This window comes from Phyllobacterium myrsinacearum (genome assembly GCF_002980555.1).
GTDB classification, from domain to species: Bacteria; Pseudomonadota; Alphaproteobacteria; order Rhizobiales; family Rhizobiaceae; genus Phyllobacterium; species Phyllobacterium myrsinacearum.
In genome coordinates this window covers 137,013-155,494 of record NZ_PVBT01000002.1, presented here as the reverse complement: position 1 = coordinate 155,494, position 18,482 = coordinate 137,013, and the positions used below count along the sequence as shown (strand labels likewise).

Here is an 18,482-nt window from a genome sequence, read left to right as displayed (position 1 = left end):
TTGAAGAACACAATGTCTCGTGGGCAGTACTGCTATCGTACTGGGCACCGCGTCGTGCTCGCCACCAAGCGGTTTTGATCAAAGACAAAAATCAGCGTTTGCCGATCAGCGCTACAAACCCTCACCATTCAACGGTCTTCACGCGTGTGCCATATCCGCAAGACATAGATTGTCAGGTTCTGGATCTCATAGCGTATTTCGTAACGGCCAATCAGAATCCTGCGAACCTCACGCGGCTGGAATTCATCAAGCCCTTCACCCAGGCGAGGATGAAGCAGCAACTGTTCCGGCGCCGCGGTAAGTGATTGAACCGTCCGCGCCGCAGCAGCTGGATTGACGGGCTCAAGGAAATCATAAAGCCGTGCCAGGTCAGACAGTGCAGCAAGTGTCCATTCGATTTGCATCAGCGCGGAACAGGCAGCGGCTTATCTGTTGCAAGACTTGCGGCCCAGGCCTTCACAGCCTGATGATCTATCGCGTTGCCGGCGTCAACGTCGGCAAGGGCTTCAAGTGTCAGTTGATGCCGTTCCTCTTCCTGTTCGATCCAGGCCGCCAAGGCCTGTTTTACAATCCAGCCCCTTGACCGGTCCAATCGGCCAGCCAGTTCGTCAACCTTTTGAGCAAGCGGCAGAGGGACATGCGCAGTCAGTACTTTTGTTTGCATCGGATAGCTCCATGTCGTCATGTTTAATCATAGTGATTAATAGTGATTAAACAATATCCGCCATCTAAGTTTATGATCTTGGGGCCATCGGAAAATGAATGAAAAGTCCGATCGAGCATGGCATGCGAACGGCGACAGCCGAACTCGACGTTTCGCCGCGGCGCTCCGGTCGCTGAAACAGATCAGTCCACAACGTCCTGTTCGGCATGCCGCCGCAAAGCCAGGGGATTGGTGACGGTTATGGAGCGATAACCGGTTTCAATCCAACCCGCCTCAATGAAACGTTGGATGGCGTTATTGACCTGCTTGCGTGAGGTGTTTGTCAGGATACCGAGATTTTCCTGGGAAACGGAAATCGGAACGTCCGTCGCCCATGACATGCGGTGCAGGACTGAAGCGATCCTGGAGCTGACACTTTTTTTCTGCAGATCATGCACGATCCTGAGAAGCTTGTCGGCCGCCAAGATCGAAATGACGCCGAAAGCGCGAATGTTGCCGGGATCGGAGGCGGCCATCTGCTCCATCGTCTCAAGTGGCACATGCATCACCCATGTCTCACTGCGCGCGAACAGCTCTATCCGTCTCGGCTTCCCAGTCATGAAGCTGTCTTCGCCGGTCCATCCGCCGGGTACGGCGATATGGATCAGGCGCGGCGTTGAGTCGAGGGGTGCGGTATCCACCGTCACAGTTCCTGAGACGAGACCATAGATGCCGCCGGCCGGGTCGCCCGGACGGAATATGACCTGGCCTGCGTCAAATTTCTGAAGCAGCGCATTTTGGAACAAGCGGACCCGGAAGGCTTCGGGCATTTGAGCCAGCCAGCCGGCCTCGCACATGATGCGTTCCGCATTCGCTCGTGACATACGCGCCATTTTCTTCTCCCGATTGTGCGGTTTGACACAATGCCCCGTTCAAAAGCCTTGTATCAACTTTGTGACAAGAGAAAAGAGGATGCGATGGCTTATGGCTGTTCGCGTCCTGATGCCTGCTCATGCCCATTGAATTGCTCGGCCGCCCGCACAGCCGCCCTGAGATCGCAGCTGGTGTTGTCGAGGGTCGCTCTTTCAACAAATGGATTGGGAAATGAACGATACATCGAACCAGAGCCCCGCGAATACGCAAAATCCGCCCTCGAGTGGCGCGCCTGATCTCGGGGATTTTCTTGTCTCCCATGGCGGGCCCTTTTTCGAACTTCAACGGCAACTGAAATTGCTCCGCCACAATACGCTCCGCGTCGGGCCCCGTGCCGCCCTGTTTGTGGCCTTGGCCTGGGGAGGCCCCTTTCTGCTTGGCTTGCCGCGCAATTTTTCTTTGGAGCACAGTCCCGAAGCCTATCTTGCCGATCTCGGAGTATGGGCAAAGTTCTTCAGCGGGATCGGTGCATTTGTTCTGGCCGAACAACAGGTCGAAGCGGGCCTGAAGGCCAGACTGTCCCATCTTGTGCGCACACCCATCATAGCTCCGACATTCATCCCGGCCGCCGCAAGCATCGTAGCCTCTACGCTTCGCGAACGCGATTCCCGCATGGCTGAGTTTGCCTGCCTGGTCCTGGCGCTTTTCGCCTCGATCCTCTCTTATCTTAACCTCCACGCGGCTCAAGCATCGTCGTGGGCGGTCGAACATCTCGCCGCCGGCAATCGTGTGACGCTTGCCGGCTGGTGGTCGATCTGCGTCAGCCTTCCATTGTTCGTCTTTCTTCTTCTGCGGGGAGGATGGAGGCACCTCTTGTGGGCGCGCATGCTGCGCAAACTTGCAAAGCTTGATCTCCGGCTGGTTGCAACCCACCCCGACGGCAAGGGCGGATTGGCCTTTCTGGGACGCTATCCCAATGCCTACGCCATTTTTGTCTTTGGATTGAGCTGCGGCATTGCGTCGGTCGTCGCCAAGAGCCTGGCTCACGAAGATCCCTCCATAACAATGCTCAGTATGGTCATGAGCGGTTGGCTTGCGATCGTCATCGGTTTCTTCGCCTATCCGCTATCTGCCTTCACCCCTCCACTTCTTCGATTGAAGGAGGAAAGCCTTTCATTGCTGGCAGCTCAGGCAACGCAATTTTGTCGATCTGCGGAGCGGAAGACTCTTGGCCGGAACGTGTTTTCCGATTCCGCGAACGAGCCTGATACGGAGCTTTCGGACCCAAGCAAGCTCTATGACGCGACACGCAAGCTTTCAACGATCCTCGTTGATAGAAGCGCCGTGGTGCCGGTTGCGGCCGCAGCCCTCATTCCTTTCGCAGTGGCGGGCGCGACAAAACTACCCTTCAAAGAGGTATTATCACTCGTGAAGAAATTGCTGCTTCTTTGATGCGCAAGACCGATCAACAACAACGGTGAACGCGGCCTCCATAGGAGAACGGCCGCTTTCCCTTCCGTTCGCCAGAGCTAGAAATGGAACACCATCCCCAATATTGGCCCCTTTTGAACCACGTCGTAGACGAAGCCATCGTGACTGTAGTCGACACCAAGTGCGCGATAGCCTGCGACTGCCGACAGGTTGTCCCTGAATTGGTATCCGATTGTTCCGGCCACATCCCAATCGATCTTTGCCTGTCCGGCCCCCACGACGCCCCAGCCACTGAAATACAGATCGTCTGTGAGGAAATATTTTCCCCTTATGCCTGCGACGGCGTCAACCCATGCGGCGCTGTCGCGTCCGCTGTGTCCGTCGAACAATCCGCCATTAAAGGAGATTTCCGTGCTTGCATACCAGACGCGTCCTCCCACCACAGCATCAAGACGGCTTCTTCCATTTTCAAGCAGACTGTAACCTCCGCCGAAAAAGCCGGAAAAGGTCTGAGATGTAACATCGACGCTTTTGCTGAATACACCAAGAGGGGTCTGACCACCTGTCGATATTTTTGTATAAATGATATCGCTGAACAGACTGTAGCGATCATAATGCCCTTCGATGATACCCATGAACGAGAAGTCCAGATCATTGAAAAGACTGCCGAAATCTGATTGCATTTTTGCAGGAGGCAACCCGAATTGCCCTGCAGTGCCGCTGATGCCAGCGGCCCAGAAATAAGGACTTGCACTAAAACGCCATCCATCCGGTTTGATCTCCTGCTTGTCAAACTCAGGTACGGCGGGCGTCAGCGGAATATCTGCGGCGACAGCCGCATGCTGGCTGCCGATGAACGCAGCCAGCGAAAACGCGAATAGCCTATGGTGATGCATTGGTCCCCCCGACATCAAGCTCTGGTGATGTGTTTAGAGAAAGAATTGTCAGCGCTTTTGTTCTGAGAGCACTTCGTCCTCAACGGCACAATCGGCGGCCGGGGAACTGGCTGTTTCCAGTTCCTTGCGCGCTGCTTGAACATCGGCAAGGAATTCGGCATTGCTATGGAGTTTGGCAATCGTTGCAGCGCCCATAATGCGTCCCCCATCGACATCGCTTTGCCAATGGGCATTACAGATCACCCGGCTCTGCCCAAACGACAATCCGCGCTTGAGCAGGTTATCGGCTTGTTTTGGGTTGACTTCGGCCAAAGCGAGCGCCCAGGCCCAGCCCGCAGCAGTGTGCCCCGATGGATAGGAACCATCCTGGCGCAGCACAGCTTCTTCGTCTGGCTGACACGTGCCCTCATTGTGCACGACGAAAGGACGGGTTCTGTTGTACCGGTTCTTGATGCCATAGGTCGACAACCCAGCATCCGTCAGCACTCGCTGCATCAGACGATAGAGATGCGGTGTTTTCCCTTCGCTGATATCAGCGCCCAAAGCACAAGAAAAATTCTTTGCGGGCTGGGGAAACTGCAAATCGGCATCTTTCCGCGCGAGATTCCAGCGCGCTTTTCCGCGCAGCGCCATCGTAGCTTCTCTGGCAGCCTCGTCACGCGCCAACGCCGCACTTCCGTCTGCCGGAGGAGGCCCAAGTAAAACGAGACTGTTGGGCAGCTCGCTCGACTGCAGATAGCCCGGAATCAGATGGAAATGTGGGTCCGTCACCTTCGGCCCAACAGCCGTTTCCGCCACAGCAGAACTTATGCTTTGGCCAGATAAGGCGACGGCGGTGAGCAAGGCCATCTGACGGATTTTTGACAACATCCAACTGTTCCTCAAGATATGGCTCCGGGCACCCTCGGCGTGTGGTTCCCCTGGGATTCGGTTTAGTGCTTGGCCTCTGGAAGCTTCCACTCACCACTCACAAGGGTTGGCTCCGGACGATAAAGCCGTACGGTGTAGTTCCAGCCCTCAACGATCGGCAGGCAGTTCGGGATTTTGCCATCACAGCCTCCGAACTGGGCAGTCACCGATCCGTCGGCATTTTTCGTCGCAGTGATGTCGTTGATCGAATAAGCGTTGTAGTCGTTTTTCTCGAAGAAGCCTTTTGCGTTGTAGACGCTGATCGACCAGAATGCCTTCACCGGCACGCTCTTTGGCACGTTAAGGGTGTAAACCGTTTTGCCATCGTTTTTCTCGGGAGTGAAACTCGGGTACATGGCGTCCTTTTCCGGAATGCCACCCCATCCGGAGGCTGTACCGATCAAGTGCTGGATCGGATCGACCTCGCCGCGCGCTCCAAAGGAATCGTGATACGACGTCTGATGTTTTGCCAGCGAAAGCAGCGCATTGCGAACATCCGTGAGGCCCTCTTCATCCCAGTTTGGAAGATCGAGCTTGCCTGTGTCCTTCTGGCTGACCTTGATGGCATCCTGAAGCTTGTGAACCTCGTCGAGATCCTTCGGATCATTGGGGTCAACCAGCGTCCGGATGGCCACGAAGGCATATCTGGTGCCAACCGATTTCTGTGTCAGCGTAACCGGCTTCGTTCCGTAGGCGACGATTGGCAGATAGTGATCCTGATCAACAACCATCATCGACATATAGCGCTTGCCCGCGTCAGGCAGCGACAGCGTTACCGGCCCGCCAGCAAGATCAAAAACTGCAAACGAATAAAGCGTATCCCGATTCATGCGGATGACCGTTTGCTTATCAACCGGTACGGGCTCCCGCGAGTGCTTGAACTTGCCCAGTCCGCCTATGTCCTTCGTATTGGCTGCAAGGTAATGGTCGGTCTCCGCGCGAATGAAATTGTCCACTGTGACCGGCATTTTGCTGCCTGATGTTTCGGCAAATGCTCCGCTGGCCCATACCACCGAAGCAACTGCTAGACTGATCTTAACCGAGCGGAACATGGATATACCTCTTCTTCAAACTGATTAACGACCCCATGCCATTCCACTGGGGAGACACGGAGCATGCAAACACCATCTGACCGATCATCATGTGATCGACCGGCAAATTCTGATCTGTCCGTTTTAGGCGCAGGCGGGTCACCGGTCTTGCCATTTTGTGCCAAAGTCTGTCCGGCGACGGCATTTTCCATTCGCGCGAAAAAGGCGCGATATGGCGACAAATATTCTGGGAGAAACGCACCTCTCACAACCGCGACTGCGCGCGAAACTGCTGTGGCGTAACACCAGCTATTCGCCGGAATGCACGGCTGAAATGTGCTGGATCAGAGTATCCAGAAGCAAATGCGATATCGATAATCTTGGAATCAGTATCACGTAAAAGGGCGCTCGAGCGCTCAAATCTGACGCTGTCGAGTATATCGGAATATGCAAAATCAATGTGAGAGAGTTTGCGTTGAAAGGTGCGCGTGCTGACCCCCGCCATCTCCGCCACCTCGGGAAGCGTTGGAACGGCTCCGTCGAGATAGGATGGCAACATCAGTTTGAGCACTTCAACGATATCGTAGCCTGAAGGCCCATCCTCGTGCTCCTGCGACGAGGGAAACAATTCGGCCGAACGATTAGAGAGACTAAGGCATGCGATCGGTATGCTGATCCAAGCGGCACGCTGTTCGGACAGGAAGCGCACGTTTGGCCAGAAAGATTGCGTCGCCGCACTCGGCGTGTAACGCGCTTCAAAAGCCATCGCCGGCGGCATCCAGTTGAGCCCCGCGAATTGCCGGACGATGTAGACAGAGAAAATATTCTGGAGCCATTGCGCATGCTCCAGGTGCAAGAGCGCACTTGATCTGCCCAGTCTGCTGCAAACCCGCACGTGATCGTTATCGTGTTCGATCCACATGCTCAGGATCGTATCCTCCCGTGACGCCCAGTTGCAGGCGTGCCGCAACGCAACCAGCAGTGTCGGGGAGTGAGCGATCAGCGCTCTGGTCTTTTCCCTAAGATGCGAATAGTGCAGACGTTGGCTGGCCAAGAAGCCAAAATCCTTGATGCCCTGGGTGCTCTGGGCGGTCTCAATAAAGTGGATCGCAGGCAAGAGCGGGACGTAGAGATCGCTTTTCGCTTCCAGAGACGATGGTAGCCGGAATTTTTCCAGAAGCGAATTTGTCGGCGCACCAATTTCATCAAGAATCCCGACAAAAGGAAGAAGAAACTGACTGCGCGTTATAGGGATGGTGGCCATTGCATCTCGTCGCGCTCACGTGGTTGACGCTATCACTTGCCAAAATCGCATGGGAATTACACCTTTTTGGGAGTGGTGAATTTCGCTGTTATATTGCCAGCACAGTCGGCTCGCTTATTTGGCAAACATAAATGTTAGGGTTGTGCGCAGGCCCCATTCCGGGCTGCCCTCGGGCCCATCGGCGTAGTAGCGCCCGCCCAGTTGAAGGCTCATGGCCTGATCATTGATCTTGAAAACCTGGCTAACGCCCAAATTGATTGGCACTGTCCATTGATTAGCCTGCCAGTCATAGGTCGAATCCACGCTAAGCGACATCGATCTTCCGTGGCCAAAACTATAGGAAACGAATGGCTGCAACAGACTGGCGCTGACATCCTGCCTGCTCGAAGAGCCCGCGACGGACCAAATATGATTCCCCAATGCGCCAACCGTCCACTCTTTTCGCTGGACAAGCGCTACCGCAGTCGGCCCAAGACCAAATTTGCCGCTGCCAAGATATTCATCAGTGGCCGTGGGAAGAAGAAACACGGGACCGGCACCCCATATCAAACCGCCAGGCCCTGCATTTTTGGGAGATAGAAAAAGGCTGGCATTTATATCGCCCAAACCGGAAACGCTTCCACCTGGCGTATAATCACGATAGGCAATCGGTATAATTGTACGTGATATGATGTTCCACTCATCGTTCAGACTGAATGGAACAACCGGCTGAATGTTGAGCCCGTAGGCAAAGCCGCTCTTGCTGGCACCGGCTTTAAAATCAAAATTACTTTGGAGGGGAACGCTGATAAGACTAGCCAGAGGATTGGCCAATTGCTGCGACAGGTCGTCGGCCGAAGGTTGCGACCAAACCGCACCAGGGTTGATTGTGACAAAGCCAATAATCGAAATAATCGTGGCGCAGAGCCGTTTAAGCCCACTGAACAGATCATTTGTGTACTGCATTTTCCACCCTTCCCCTAAATAGATCATGAACTAATCTTGCACTAGCAAGACCATGCTGTTTGTAATGTTTCACATTTTCCCATTGGCAACTGTGCTGATCGGCACAGTTGCCAATGGGAAAAATTGGAGAAAAAGTGCCGCGTATGTCACGGGCGAATACCCAGCACACAGCCCTTTTTTCATGACCCAGCTCACAATGTTCCCCCTGACGAACGGCTCCCACGCCATTCCACCGGAGATCGGCACGGGGCAAGAAAACGCCATCCAACCGATCATTGCGCGATCGACCGGCAAATTCCCATTGGATCGTTTCTAGCAGAGGAAGACCATCGGTCTTGCCATTTGGTGCCAATGCCTGTCCGGCGTTGGAAACCGTCGTAGTCGACCTGATTGCCGTCGAGAGCTATCGACTTGCGAGGGTTAAATATTTTGTGGCAGAGCCCTATCAAATGGTTGACTCCACCGGTGTAAAGGTTAAACACTTCGCTACATGGCGAAGCTTAAAACATCAGGAATCGATCGCACATTCTGGGCGCTGGCCGATCCAACCCGGCGGGGCGTCCTGCAGCGCCTGATGGTGGAACCGGGGCTTTCGGTCAGCGATCTCGCGGGGCGCTTTTCGCTAAAGCTTCCCGGCATGACGAAGCATCTGGACGTCCTGTCCGATGCCGGACTGATCACGCGGACCAAGACAGGCCGCACCGTGGCGGTGAACCTGTCAGCCGCCCCGATGCGGGAGGCGATGACTTGGCTCAACCAGTATGAACGCTTCTGGGCGGTAAGTCTCGACCGGCTTGTCGCACTCGTTGAAGAGGATGGGGAACAATGACTGACCGGCTCCCGAGCGTGACCATCGTGCGCCGGATCAATGCTTCGCCCGCCAAGGTGTGGGCGGCCATTACGCAACCTGATTTGATGATGCAATGGTGGGGTCCCGATGCGGGACCAACCATCAGCGTGGTGGCCGATGTGCGGCCGGGCGGCCGCTTCAGTGTCGTGTTCCGGTTGGTCAATGGCGACGAGCACAATCCAACCGGCATCTATCAGGAGGTAATTCCCGAAAAGATGCTTGTTTTCACTTGGGATCTGCCCGGGACGAAGGAACGGGAGTCCCTGGTGACGTTCCGGCTTGAACCGTTCGACGGCGGGACCATGTTGACCCTGACCCACGAGCACCTGCCCGACGAAGAGGCCCGCAATAGTCATGAGCATGGCTGGAACGGCCTTCTCGACAAGCTTCCCGTATTCCTTGGAGACGACAGATGAGCGACATAATTCTCACCACCTTCGATTGGGTTCCCGAAATGCCGCGCGGCATGGTGCGCGACCTGCGGGTGCGTTGGGCTCTGCAGGAGGCCGGGCTGGCCTATCGGGTGGAGAGCACGCCGTTTCGAGATCGAGGCCCCGACCATTTTGCAGCGCAGCCGTTCGGCCAGGTTCCGTGGCTGACCGATGGAGACCTCATTATCTTCGAGAGCGGCGCCATCCTGCTGCACCTCGCCGAGAAAAGCGCAGCGCTCATGCCCACCGATTCGCGCAGCCGGGCCGAGGTTGTGGAGTGGGTGATCGCCGCGCTGAACTCCGTCGACCTGCCGAGCCAGCCGTGGGCGCTTTTCCGCTTCATGGGCTATCCCGGTGAATCGCCCGAGGCTAGGTTTGTGGACGACTTTCTGAAGGCCAGGCTTGAACGGATGGAAGCGGTGCTGGCCAGCAGGGACTGGCTGGCGGCCGGTCGATTCACCGTGGCCGACCTTCTGATGGCGGACGTACTGCGGCAGGTAGACCGATTTGACGGGCTCACAAGGTACCCTGCTTGCTGCACCTACGTCGCGCGCGCGACGGCGCGGCCGGCATTCCTGAAAGCATACGACGAACAGATGGCCCACTTTGCTGCGGGAGATGCAGCTTGATTCAGGTGGCGAGGCAGCTGACCGCGCTACGGCTTTTAAAGCGCGGCGACCGCGTTGCTTGCCCATATGGCGTGTTCCCCGAGCCAAACGTCCCAACAGGGGTGCAATTGTTGATGTACAATGGCGATCGCAGCCAAACTGCAACCAGCACGCTCAACGAAATCATCGGCTCAAGCTCGTTTGAGGTTCACGTCGCCGGAACATTCCCACTCTCAACAAAGCTGTGGAGGCACACCGGATGCTAGGCACACACTACGTGGGGAAGCTGGCGTGTTGCCGAGGTAGCAATGCTCGATACCCCAGCTGACCTGTCATGATCATGCAGCCCATATTCGCCGATGCAAGCATCGCAATAGGATACCCGCTTTCGGGATCGGCACCGTCAGACCCTAACGATCGCCTTGATCAGTCCGCTCCTGTCCCGGGCGAGTTCGGGAAAGCGTTCCGGCAGTTCGGCCAGCGACAATGTCACCGAACAAAGAGCATCCGTAGGGATCTTGCCGGCACGCATGGCCGTCATGACGGTTTCGAAATCGGATTGGACGGCATTGCGGCTGCCGACAATACGGGTTTCCCGCTTATGGAATTCCGCATCGTCGAAACGAATATGATCCTTGACGACGCTGACGAGCACATAGCTGCTGCCATGCGCGAGGAATGGAAAGCCTGCTTCGATGGCTGCGGCAGCCCCCGTCGCATCGAAGACTGTATCGAAGCCGTCGGCACGGTCGCCGTCGAGGACCCGCGATGGATCGTCATACGAATCTTGAAAACCGAATTTCTCGCCGGCTATGGCGAGCCGCTGCGCGCTCACGTCCAAAAGATGAACCTCGGCGCCCGCGAGCCGGGCAAAGAGCGCGGTCCCGATGCCGATCGGTCCGGCGCCTGTGACCAGCACACAGTCACCGGCAGCCAGACCCGACCGGGCCACTGCATGGGCGCCGATCGCCAGAAACTCAACCATGGCGGCCTGAATGTCATCCAGTCCGTCGGCAGCGATCAGATTTTCCGCCGGAACGGCGATACGCTGGCAGAGACCGCCATCGCAATGAACACCCAAGACCGCGATGTTCGCACAGCAATTGGGCTTGCTGCGCAGACAGGCGCGGCATTTGCCGCACGCGATATAAGGATTGATCACGACAAGTGTGCCTGCCTTGAGGCCACCGGCAGGGGTGACCAGCCGGCCACTCAGTTCATGGCCGATAACACGCGGATAATTGAGAAAGGGGTGCTTGCCGGCATAGATGTGATAATCCGTACCGCAGATGCCGACCGCCGTGATGTCGACAAAAGCCCAGCCTTCCGGCAGGGCCAATGGAAGGGGCCGTTCGATGAGTTCGAACCGTCCCGGTTCGACACAGGTGCCGCACAACATTCATTATTCTCCTCAATTTGAATCCAAACCAGGCTGCAGTCTGCTTGCCGCATCACGCGGCCGCCAGCCGTCGGGCATCTCACCTTTGATGATCAGGCTCAGCACGTCATCCTTGGTCACTTCCTTGACGTGGTAGGCGCCAACATTGCGCCCCCGGTTCATCACCACAATGCGGTCGCAGAGATCGAAAACGTCATGCATGTCGTGGCTGATGAGGAAGATGCCGATACCCTCACGCCGCAATTGCCGGATGAGATCGGCGACCATGGCTGTCTCGGCCGGTCCAAGCGCAGCCGTCGGCTCATCCATGATGAGAATCTTCACATTGAAATAGATGGCGCGGGCAATGGCAATGACCTGCCGCTGACCGCCGGACAATTGAGAAACAGGATCGCTCAAATTCTTGAAGTTGGGGTTGAGCCGGTGCAGGATCCTGCGCGCTTCCTCCAGCATTTTCCTGTCGTCAAGATTGCCCCAGCGCGTTTTCAGCTCACGGCCGAGAAACAGATTTGACGGTGCATCAAGGTGGTCGGCAAGCGCCAGCGTCTGGTAGATGGCCTCGACCCCCTTGCGCCGCGCGTCTTGCGGCGACAGGAACCGGACATCCTCATCCCCGATCCTGATTCTGCCGGTGTTCGGTGTCATTGCACCCGAAAGAATCCGCATCAGGCAGGATTTTCCAGCACCATTGTGGCCCAGGACTCCAACGACCTCTCCGGGAAAGAGATCAACCGACACATGTTCCACGGCGTGCACGCCGCCGAAACTTTTCTGGATATCGATCATCTCGACCAGCGGCTGCAATTTTGAGACTTGCGCGTTCATGGGACTTTCCTGATGGGAGGAGAAGGCAGAGGCCGAAGCCCTGCCTTCTCCCGGCTGGCCGTTCAATAAAGAACGTTCTTGGCCTCGGGAGCACTGATGTTGTCTTTGGTGACGGCGACAACGCCCGTATCAATCTTCGGCTCGACCTTCTTGCCGCCGATGATGTCGAGAATGGCCTTCACGCCGAGTTCTCCCATCTGGTAGGAGCCCTGGACCATGGTTGCAGCGAGCGTGCCATCCCGGACAAAGGCCTGCAGGTCTTCGTTGCCATCAAAGCCGATGGCGACGATCTGCCCCGTCTTGCCAGCCTGGACGATTGCCCGGCCCATGCCGACCGCCGTCGGCTCGTTGGCACCGAAGATACCTTTGAGATCCGGATGGGCGGAGAGCACGTCGGTCGTCTGGTTGAGTGCCGTGGCCATCTGCGATTGCGAATAAAGCGGGCCAACGATTTCCAGCTTGGAATTCGCCTTGAGATAATCAATGAAGCAGCCGACGCGGCCCACTTCCGAACCGACGCCCGCGACGTAGGACATCACGGCCACCTTGCCTTCGGTACCGACCTTTCCAATCATCATGGTCGCGGCAAGCTTGCCTGCCGCACAATTATCGGTCGCAAGGAAGGTTTGATAGGTGTTCTTGGCGGCGTCCGAGAGCGCGGAATCAATGATTGCGACGGGAATACCGGCTTCATTGGCCTTCTTGACGGCCGGCGCAAGCGCATCGGGATCTGACGGCGCAAGCACGATGCCAACCACGCCGCGATTGATGGCGTTTTCGACCATGCTGAGTTCATCGGCGATTGCGGATTCAGCCGCCGGGCCGTTGAAGGTCATGGTGTGTTCGCTATGGCCAGCGATCGCGGCCGAAGCGCCCTTGTTGACGTTCTGCCAGAAGTTCGAATTGGTCGTCTTGACGATCACAGCGATTTCGCCCGCCATAACGGTGGCGGGGGCAGCGATCATCGTGCTTGCCAGAAACAATGCTTTCAAGGTCTTCTTCATGTTCTCCTCCTCCAATGAAGACAGTTGTGCCGGTTAACGGCGGCTTCTCAACTGATCGACATAGACCGCCATAATCACGACAAAGCCGATGATGATCTGCTGAATGAAGGCTGAGACGCCAGCCATGTTCAAACCATTGCGCAAGACGCCGATGATGAAGGCACCGATCATCGTTCCTGAAACGGTTCCGACCCCGCCCATAAGCGATGCCCCACCGATAACGGCCGCAGCGATCGCGTCGAGTTCATACATGACGCCCTCATTGGGCTGCGCTGTGACCAGGCGGGACATTAAAACAATCCCAGCCAGTCCGGCGAGGGCACCGGTCATGACGTAGGCGACAAACTTGGTCCGATCGACCTCGACGCCCGAAAGCCGAGCGGCCTCCTCATTCGAGCCCGTGGCATAGATATGGCGGCCGATCGAGCGACGGCGCAGCATGAAGGCGACGGCTACGGCCACAACCAAAAGCAGGATCGCGGGGTAGGGAATTCCCGGGAAGATGACTTTCGGCAGGCCATTTGCACCCATGCCGATCACACGAAACAGCGAACCATTTCCCAGTCTGCCGAATGCCTCGCCCAATTGTGAAATCGGAGCGGCGCCGGTGATTTGCAAGGCAATGCCCCGCGCCATCAGCATCATGCCGAGTGTGGCAACAAAGGGCGTGATGCGCATTTTCGTAATCACAATGCCATTGACCGCACCACACAGCGCGCCCACACCAATTCCCATGGCCATGCCGAGCGGTACGGGAATTCCGGCCTTCACAGCAAGACCGGCCACGGTTCCCGAAAGCGCCAGCACCGAACCCACGCTGAGATCTATCCCGCCAGTCACGATTACCAGCGTCATTCCGATTCCGAGCAGGCCGATTACCGACGTTTGCAACAGCACTGTGAGCCCGTTGCCGACGCTCAGAAAGGCCGCATTGCCGAAAGCGAAAAGTGCAACCAGCATGAACAGCGTAAACAGTGCAGAAAGCTTGTGCAGGGCATCGGATGAAATTTTGAACCCGGCCAACCGGCCTACAAGCCGGTCCGCTTCAACTGACATGGTGCCCCTCCCGAGCGGTATAAAATTATTAAATGCAGACTGCAGGTCGCGAAATCCGCTGTCAATTGTTTTTAATTATTGTCGACTATTCACTCTTGATGTATCGAAGGCAGCGACAGGGAGGTGCGCGCGATGGCACGGACGGACGAGCGCTTCAGGGCGGCTTTCAATGCGGTTCTCGATGAGTGTTCCGCGTTGAAACCGGGGGATCTTCTGGCTTCGGAACTGGTGCTTTCGGCGCAGTTTGAGGTGAGCCGTACGGTGATCCGTTCAATCCTCGAGCGTTTGGATATGATTGGGGTGGTCAAATGGAGGGGAAGGCAGAAAGCGCTCTTGCGTGCGCCATCTCCAGACGATTGGCTGACGGTAAATGCCAGTCAGGTTTCTCCCGAAGAGCTCGAACGTCAGTTCCTCTACTGGATCCTGCGCTTTGACGTGCCGCCGGGCACACCGCTCAATGTTGCCGAACTTGCACGGCAGTTCCGGGTCAGCGTCTACGGCCTGCAGGAGTTCTTGGCCTCGCTCAGCCGGTTCGGACTTGTCAAGCGGCGGCCCAAAAATGGCTGGGAGTTGGTTGGATTCACCTCTGATTTCGCGATTGAGCTGTCTGATTTCCGCATGATGATCGAGCTTAACGCGGTTTCACAGCTCATTGCACTGCCCGACAGCCACCCGATCTGGCGCAAGATCGAGGAACTCGAGGCGGCGCATCGCGCGCTGGCAGCAGCAATCGATGAGCGCTTTCATGATTTCTCCCTGCTGGACGAGCGCTTTCATCTGGCAATAGGCAGCGTCACGCGCAATCGCTTCGTCGCCGAATTCCAGAAGGTGATCTCCTTGATTTTCCACTACCATTATCAATGGGACAAGAAGGACGAGCGCGCGCGCAATGCTGCGGCGATCGGAGAACATCTAAGACTGATCGCGGCCCTGAAATCGCGCGACGAAATCTCGGCGCTTGCTGCGGCGCGCGATCATCTGCGTACGTCAAAGCAGACGCTCCTCTCCTCGCTGCGCATTCACGCCCTGCCCTAGCGCCGTCCAAGACGGCGTTGCTATCCCTTACGGCGTATGAATCGCGTCGAGATTGCACGGCGATCGAGGTCGCCGGGACGCCGTGGTCTTTCCCCCCTGTCAGCGGTAATGATCCAGGCGCGCGACTCAAAGAGTACACCTTCTGTGGTCATATGAGACTCCAGTAAAGCGCGCAGCCGCTGCAATGCCTTATCGGGCGCTTCATCGGTTCGCATCAGCGCGTCCTTCACCAGATAGAGGTTGATGAGCGCGTCAAACGCACTGTCGGCGTCAGGCCCATAGAAGACCGGCTCTTGCACATCGGTAAAATCGATCGAAACAAAGCCAGCCCTGCTCAGAAGTTCTGTAACGATGGTGGGATCGCCAAGTGAAAATGGCGACAAAGCACCTGCGGAAACCGCGGTTCCCGGGGCCAACGCTTGCCGAATGGCACCAGACCATGCGTTGCGCTCCTGACTCTGCCACACCATCCATACGAGGCGCGCGCCCGGACGCATCGCGCGAGCGATATTGGCAAACGCTGCCGCCGGATCAGCAAAGAACATCACACCAAACCGGCTGATACAAAGGTCGAAGCTGGCGGCAGGAAATGCATGATGCTGGGCATCACCCTGCTCAAATGCAACATTTCGCAACCCCGCTTCGTTGGAACGCCGTCGCGCAACCTCGAGCATGTCCGGGGACGTGTCCACGCCCATCGCGTTGCCTTCCACCGCGACACGGGCGGCGTCGCGGGTCGATTGTCCCGCCCCACAACCGACATCGAGCACACGGTCACGGACTCCAACCCTGGCAGCGGCGCGCAAATGTTCATTGTGCCGCTTTAATTCGGCATCATAGAAGTCAGCACGATCCAACATCTCCACCCTCACCCGGCGCCGTTCCCTTATGAACTCTTACCATAAGTCTGATCGGCCTGCTCTCACGCGATTGAGCCGCGAAGCGTTGCCGTAGATTGTGCCCGCTTTATGTGACGTGCCCAACCAACTCCAAAAGCGTCCACGACGAAAACAGACAAACATCGGGCATTCTTGATTGCAATCCAATTGTCTGCAGGATGCGGCTGCCGAGCCCACCCCGAAGGCAGCATTACGAAGCCCCAGCCTCGATTTCACCATGGAACTTGTTCAGAAAATCATCTCGCCCGATCTCGCCCAAATCAACTGCCTTTGCTCCACCCGCCGCAATGAACGTTACCTCGGTGATACCGACGATGTTCAGGATCAGGCGCAGATACTGGGTCGCGATGTCTCGATCGCGGATTGGCGACCCTTCTGTGTAAACGCCTCCGGAAGCCATAAGCACAGTAGCCCTCTTGCCGCTAACAAGGCCCTTGCCGTCCATCCCAAGCGTCGCCCCCTTGCGGACGATGTGGTCAACCCAAGCCTTGAGCGCCGCCGGAATGTTGTAGTTGTACACGGGCGTGGCAATGACGAGATGATCGGTCGCCAGCAGCTCCGCGACAAGTTCGTCCGACAGCCGGAGCACTTCTTTCATTTTGGCTGAATGCTGCTCGGGCGGCGTAAAATAAGCCTGGAGCCATGGCGCGTTCACAAACGGCATGTCTGTTTTCATCAGATCACGGGTAACCACCTGCCCGCCGGGATGTGCTGCCTGCCATTTGGTGACGAAGCGACGGGTGAGATTGCGCGAGATCGAAGAATCGCCGCGCGGGCTGGTTTCGACAACGAGAAGGCGGGGCATGAAACTATCCTTGGATTTGAGGTGGCCGAAGCGGAAGCCGGAATTCGGCGCGCCAAGAGCATGGCTGTAGCTTGCACACTGGACGGTCATCATTGAAAGAGATATTAATCTTATAATCTCTATCGGTTTGGATGATGGAATGTTGGGCAGTCTGACCCTGGACCAGTTGCGTGTGCTGGTGGCGATCACCGAAACCGGCAGCTTCTCGGCTGCCGGTCGCAAGCTCCATCGTGCCCAGTCCGCGATCAGCCAGGCCGTTGCAACGCTGGAAGACGTGCAGGGTGTGATCCTGTTCGATCGGAGCAGCTATCGCCCGCACCTGACGGACGCAGGCCGCGCGCTGGTCGCTCAGGCCCGTGTCGTCCTGTCGGGCACGGCACGTTTCGAGGCGATGGCCGCCGCCACGCGCAATGGACTGGAGCCCGAGCTTGCAGTCGCAATTGATCCGCTGGTACCCACTGCTTCGTTTATCGACAGTCTGCATGCGCTCCGCGATACATTTCCTTACTTGCCGGTGAGCTTCTCGACAGAGGGCCTCGGCGGCGCCGAGCGACGATTGCGCCGGGGAGATGCTGCGCTCGCATTCTGCGTGCTTCTGCCTGATGTGCCTGAAGATGTTGTGGCTTTGCCATTGCTTGGCGTGCGCCTGCTTCCGGTCGTGTCGCCAGCCCATCCGCTCGCCCGGCTCGGCCGGCCGGTAACGCATGCGGACCTGGATGAGCATGTTCAGCTTGTACTGTCTGATCCGTCCACACCGGACAGTCCCGGCTATGGCATTCTTGGAACGAAGGTATGGCGCTTCATTGATCTGGGGCGCCGGCTGGATTTCCTTCTCGCAGGACTTGGCTGGTGCCGGATGCCCGAACATCTGGTGAAGCCGCTTTTGGCCGAAGAACGTCTCGTTCCGCTGCAAATTGAGGACGATCCCGCCAGCGCTCACAGCCCTCTGACCATTTATGCCGCGCATATGCGCGATCGTTTTCCGGGCCGCGCAGGCGCTTGGCTCCTCGACAATCTCCAGACCCGGTTCATTTCAGTTTCGGCACATCCGCGCTCACAAGCGGACATAGCAGTTTCCACCCATCGCTGAGTCGCGGCGAATTCGCGGGATGACTGTGTAAAAGTTTGAGTTGACGGCTTTCAGCGGTGAGGCGACACTTGCAATCCATAGCAATACAAGAGGAAAAACGATGGATGAGCCAAACCGCTGGCGCCACATGGCAAGCGCACCGAAGGACGGCAGCCGAATCCTCGTAACGATCCGTCCATCCGAACAGGGGCAGGCAGAAGTTGATCTTGCATATTGGTCCCGTGCTGACCAGTTTGGGGCCGAAGGCTGGCGCGCCTCCGATTCCTCACCCGGCCGCATCGTCGAATATGCCGAGCCGGAATTGAAGTGCTGGATGCCGATGCCCTCGGCTAATCTGGATCGTACGTCAATGCCCCCACCCTGGGAAGGCGAAGACGCCGAGCAGCTCGACGGTTCAGGAATTTGAGAACTCGCGTTCTTGCGAAAATTCCATACCCAGATCAATGCCGTGATGCGTCAAATGGCAGCCGAACTGTGCGCTCGAGGGA

The 18,482-nt window shown here is 57.0% G+C and carries 22 protein-coding genes; 8 read left to right on the top strand and 14 right to left on the bottom strand.

From position 1 onward, the window contains the following. Positions 1 to 128 precede the first annotated feature (128 nt). From C5750_RS07685 to C5750_RS07675, 3 genes are all read right to left on the bottom strand, one after another. Positions 129 to 404 (bottom strand): type II toxin-antitoxin system RelE/ParE family toxin, encoded by a 276-nt coding sequence (locus tag C5750_RS07685; protein ID WP_105733292.1) that lies wholly within the window; start codon positions 402 to 404, stop codon positions 129 to 131. Then, complete coding sequence (locus C5750_RS07680; RefSeq protein ID WP_105733841.1) at positions 404 to 664, bottom strand: CopG family ribbon-helix-helix protein; 261 nt, start codon at positions 662 to 664, stop codon at positions 404 to 406. The genes C5750_RS07685 and C5750_RS07680 overlap by 1 nt, the downstream gene beginning before the upstream one ends. Before the next feature lie 182 nt (positions 665 to 846). Next, positions 847 to 1,500, bottom strand: a complete 654-nt coding sequence (locus C5750_RS07675) for a Crp/Fnr family transcriptional regulator (protein ID WP_245421032.1) — start codon at positions 1,498 to 1,500, stop codon at positions 847 to 849. Positions 1,501 to 1,747: 247 nt separating this feature from the next. On the opposite strand from C5750_RS07675, the gene C5750_RS07670 reads away from it, so the two are divergent. Continuing rightward, positions 1,748 to 2,968 carry a hypothetical protein gene (locus C5750_RS07670; RefSeq protein ID WP_105733840.1) on the top strand — a complete coding sequence of 407 codons (1,221 nt, stop codon included), beginning with the start codon at positions 1,748 to 1,750 and terminating at the stop codon, positions 2,966 to 2,968. 77 nt (positions 2,969 to 3,045) lie between these two features. Here the strand turns inward: C5750_RS07670 and C5750_RS07665 are convergent, their stop codons facing one another. The 5 genes from C5750_RS07665 to C5750_RS07645 all read right to left on the bottom strand — a co-directional run bounded on the left by C5750_RS07665 (position 3,046) and on the right by C5750_RS07645 (position 8,019). Beyond that, positions 3,046 to 3,843, bottom strand: a complete 798-nt coding sequence (locus C5750_RS07665; RefSeq protein WP_105733290.1) for a hypothetical protein — start codon at positions 3,841 to 3,843, stop codon at positions 3,046 to 3,048. Between the two features lie 48 nt (positions 3,844 to 3,891). Next, positions 3,892 to 4,713 carry an acid phosphatase gene (locus C5750_RS07660; RefSeq protein WP_245421031.1) on the bottom strand — a complete coding sequence of 274 codons (822 nt, stop codon included), beginning with the start codon at positions 4,711 to 4,713 and terminating at the stop codon, positions 3,892 to 3,894. Between the two features lie 62 nt (positions 4,714 to 4,775). Next, positions 4,776 to 5,804, bottom strand: a complete 1,029-nt coding sequence (locus C5750_RS07655) for a DUF1254 domain-containing protein (protein ID WP_105733289.1) — start codon at positions 5,802 to 5,804, stop codon at positions 4,776 to 4,778. A 244-nt stretch (positions 5,805 to 6,048) separates the two neighbouring features. Beyond that, positions 6,049 to 7,047 carry a helix-turn-helix transcriptional regulator gene (locus C5750_RS07650; RefSeq protein WP_245421030.1) on the bottom strand — a complete coding sequence of 333 codons (999 nt, stop codon included), beginning with the start codon at positions 7,045 to 7,047 and terminating at the stop codon, positions 6,049 to 6,051. A gap of 114 nt (positions 7,048 to 7,161) precedes the next feature. After that, the gene (locus C5750_RS07645) at positions 7,162 to 8,019 is read right to left on the bottom strand and encodes a transporter (protein ID WP_245421029.1); all 858 of its coding nucleotides are present in this window, start codon (positions 8,017 to 8,019) and stop codon (positions 7,162 to 7,164) included. Positions 8,020 to 8,044: 25 nt separating this feature from the next. Between C5750_RS07645 and C5750_RS07640 the strand changes: the two genes are divergently transcribed. The 4 genes from C5750_RS07640 (at position 8,045) to C5750_RS07625 (ending at position 9,902) form a co-directional block, all read left to right on the top strand. Beyond that, on the top strand, positions 8,045 to 8,308 hold the full coding sequence (locus C5750_RS07640) for a hypothetical protein (RefSeq protein ID WP_105733288.1): 264 nt from the start codon (positions 8,045 to 8,047) through the stop codon (positions 8,306 to 8,308). A 174-nt stretch (positions 8,309 to 8,482) separates the two neighbouring features. Next, complete coding sequence (locus C5750_RS07635) at positions 8,483 to 8,821, top strand: ArsR/SmtB family transcription factor (protein ID WP_105733287.1); 339 nt, start codon at positions 8,483 to 8,485, stop codon at positions 8,819 to 8,821. Continuing rightward, on the top strand, positions 8,818 to 9,258 hold the full coding sequence (locus C5750_RS07630; protein ID WP_105733286.1) for an SRPBCC family protein: 441 nt from the start codon (positions 8,818 to 8,820) through the stop codon (positions 9,256 to 9,258). Before C5750_RS07635 ends, C5750_RS07630 begins: the two co-directional genes overlap by 4 nt. Then, on the top strand, positions 9,255 to 9,902 hold the full coding sequence (locus C5750_RS07625; RefSeq protein ID WP_105733285.1) for a glutathione S-transferase family protein: 648 nt from the start codon (positions 9,255 to 9,257) through the stop codon (positions 9,900 to 9,902). The genes C5750_RS07630 and C5750_RS07625 overlap by 4 nt, the downstream gene beginning before the upstream one ends. Before the next feature lie 382 nt (positions 9,903 to 10,284). Here C5750_RS07625 and C5750_RS07620 read toward each other — a convergent pair whose 3' ends face one another. From C5750_RS07620 to C5750_RS07605, 4 genes are all read right to left on the bottom strand, one after another. After that, complete coding sequence (locus C5750_RS07620; RefSeq protein WP_105733284.1) at positions 10,285 to 11,280, bottom strand: zinc-binding alcohol dehydrogenase family protein; 996 nt, start codon at positions 11,278 to 11,280, stop codon at positions 10,285 to 10,287. 12 nt (positions 11,281 to 11,292) lie between these two features. Continuing rightward, on the bottom strand, positions 11,293 to 12,105 hold the full coding sequence (locus C5750_RS07615; RefSeq protein WP_199538024.1) for an ATP-binding cassette domain-containing protein: 813 nt from the start codon (positions 12,103 to 12,105) through the stop codon (positions 11,293 to 11,295). A gap of 62 nt (positions 12,106 to 12,167) precedes the next feature. Then, positions 12,168 to 13,109 carry an ABC transporter substrate-binding protein gene (locus tag C5750_RS07610; protein WP_105733283.1) on the bottom strand — a complete coding sequence of 314 codons (942 nt, stop codon included), beginning with the start codon at positions 13,107 to 13,109 and terminating at the stop codon, positions 12,168 to 12,170. A 33-nt stretch (positions 13,110 to 13,142) separates the two neighbouring features. Next, positions 13,143 to 14,165 (bottom strand): ABC transporter permease, encoded by a 1,023-nt coding sequence (locus C5750_RS07605; RefSeq protein ID WP_105733282.1) that lies wholly within the window; start codon positions 14,163 to 14,165, stop codon positions 13,143 to 13,145. A gap of 132 nt (positions 14,166 to 14,297) precedes the next feature. Here C5750_RS07605 and C5750_RS07600 point away from each other — a divergent pair, with 132 nt between their 5' ends. After that, positions 14,298 to 15,200: a GntR family transcriptional regulator gene (locus tag C5750_RS07600; protein ID WP_105733281.1), complete on the top strand. Its 903-nt coding sequence runs from the start codon at positions 14,298 to 14,300 to the stop codon at positions 15,198 to 15,200. A 20-nt stretch (positions 15,201 to 15,220) separates the two neighbouring features. Here the strand turns inward: C5750_RS07600 and C5750_RS07595 are convergent, their stop codons facing one another. Together C5750_RS07595 and C5750_RS07590 are read right to left on the bottom strand one after the other, a co-directional pair. Then, positions 15,221 to 16,060, bottom strand: coding sequence for a methyltransferase domain-containing protein (locus C5750_RS07595; RefSeq protein ID WP_105733280.1), 840 nt, complete (start codon positions 16,058 to 16,060; stop codon positions 15,221 to 15,223). Positions 16,061 to 16,289: 229 nt separating this feature from the next. Beyond that, the gene (locus tag C5750_RS07590) at positions 16,290 to 16,997 is read right to left on the bottom strand and encodes an FMN-dependent NADH-azoreductase (protein WP_207223274.1); all 708 of its coding nucleotides are present in this window, start codon (positions 16,995 to 16,997) and stop codon (positions 16,290 to 16,292) included. 46 nt (positions 16,998 to 17,043) lie between these two features. On the opposite strand from C5750_RS07590, the gene C5750_RS07585 reads away from it, so the two are divergent. Beyond that, on the top strand, positions 17,044 to 17,994 hold the full coding sequence (locus tag C5750_RS07585; RefSeq protein WP_105733279.1) for a LysR family transcriptional regulator: 951 nt from the start codon (positions 17,044 to 17,046) through the stop codon (positions 17,992 to 17,994). 100 nt (positions 17,995 to 18,094) lie between these two features. Continuing rightward, entirely contained in the window at positions 18,095 to 18,400 is a 306-nt protein-coding gene (locus tag C5750_RS07580; RefSeq protein ID WP_105733278.1) for a hypothetical protein, read from the top strand. Positions 18,401 to 18,482: the final 82 nt, after the last annotated feature.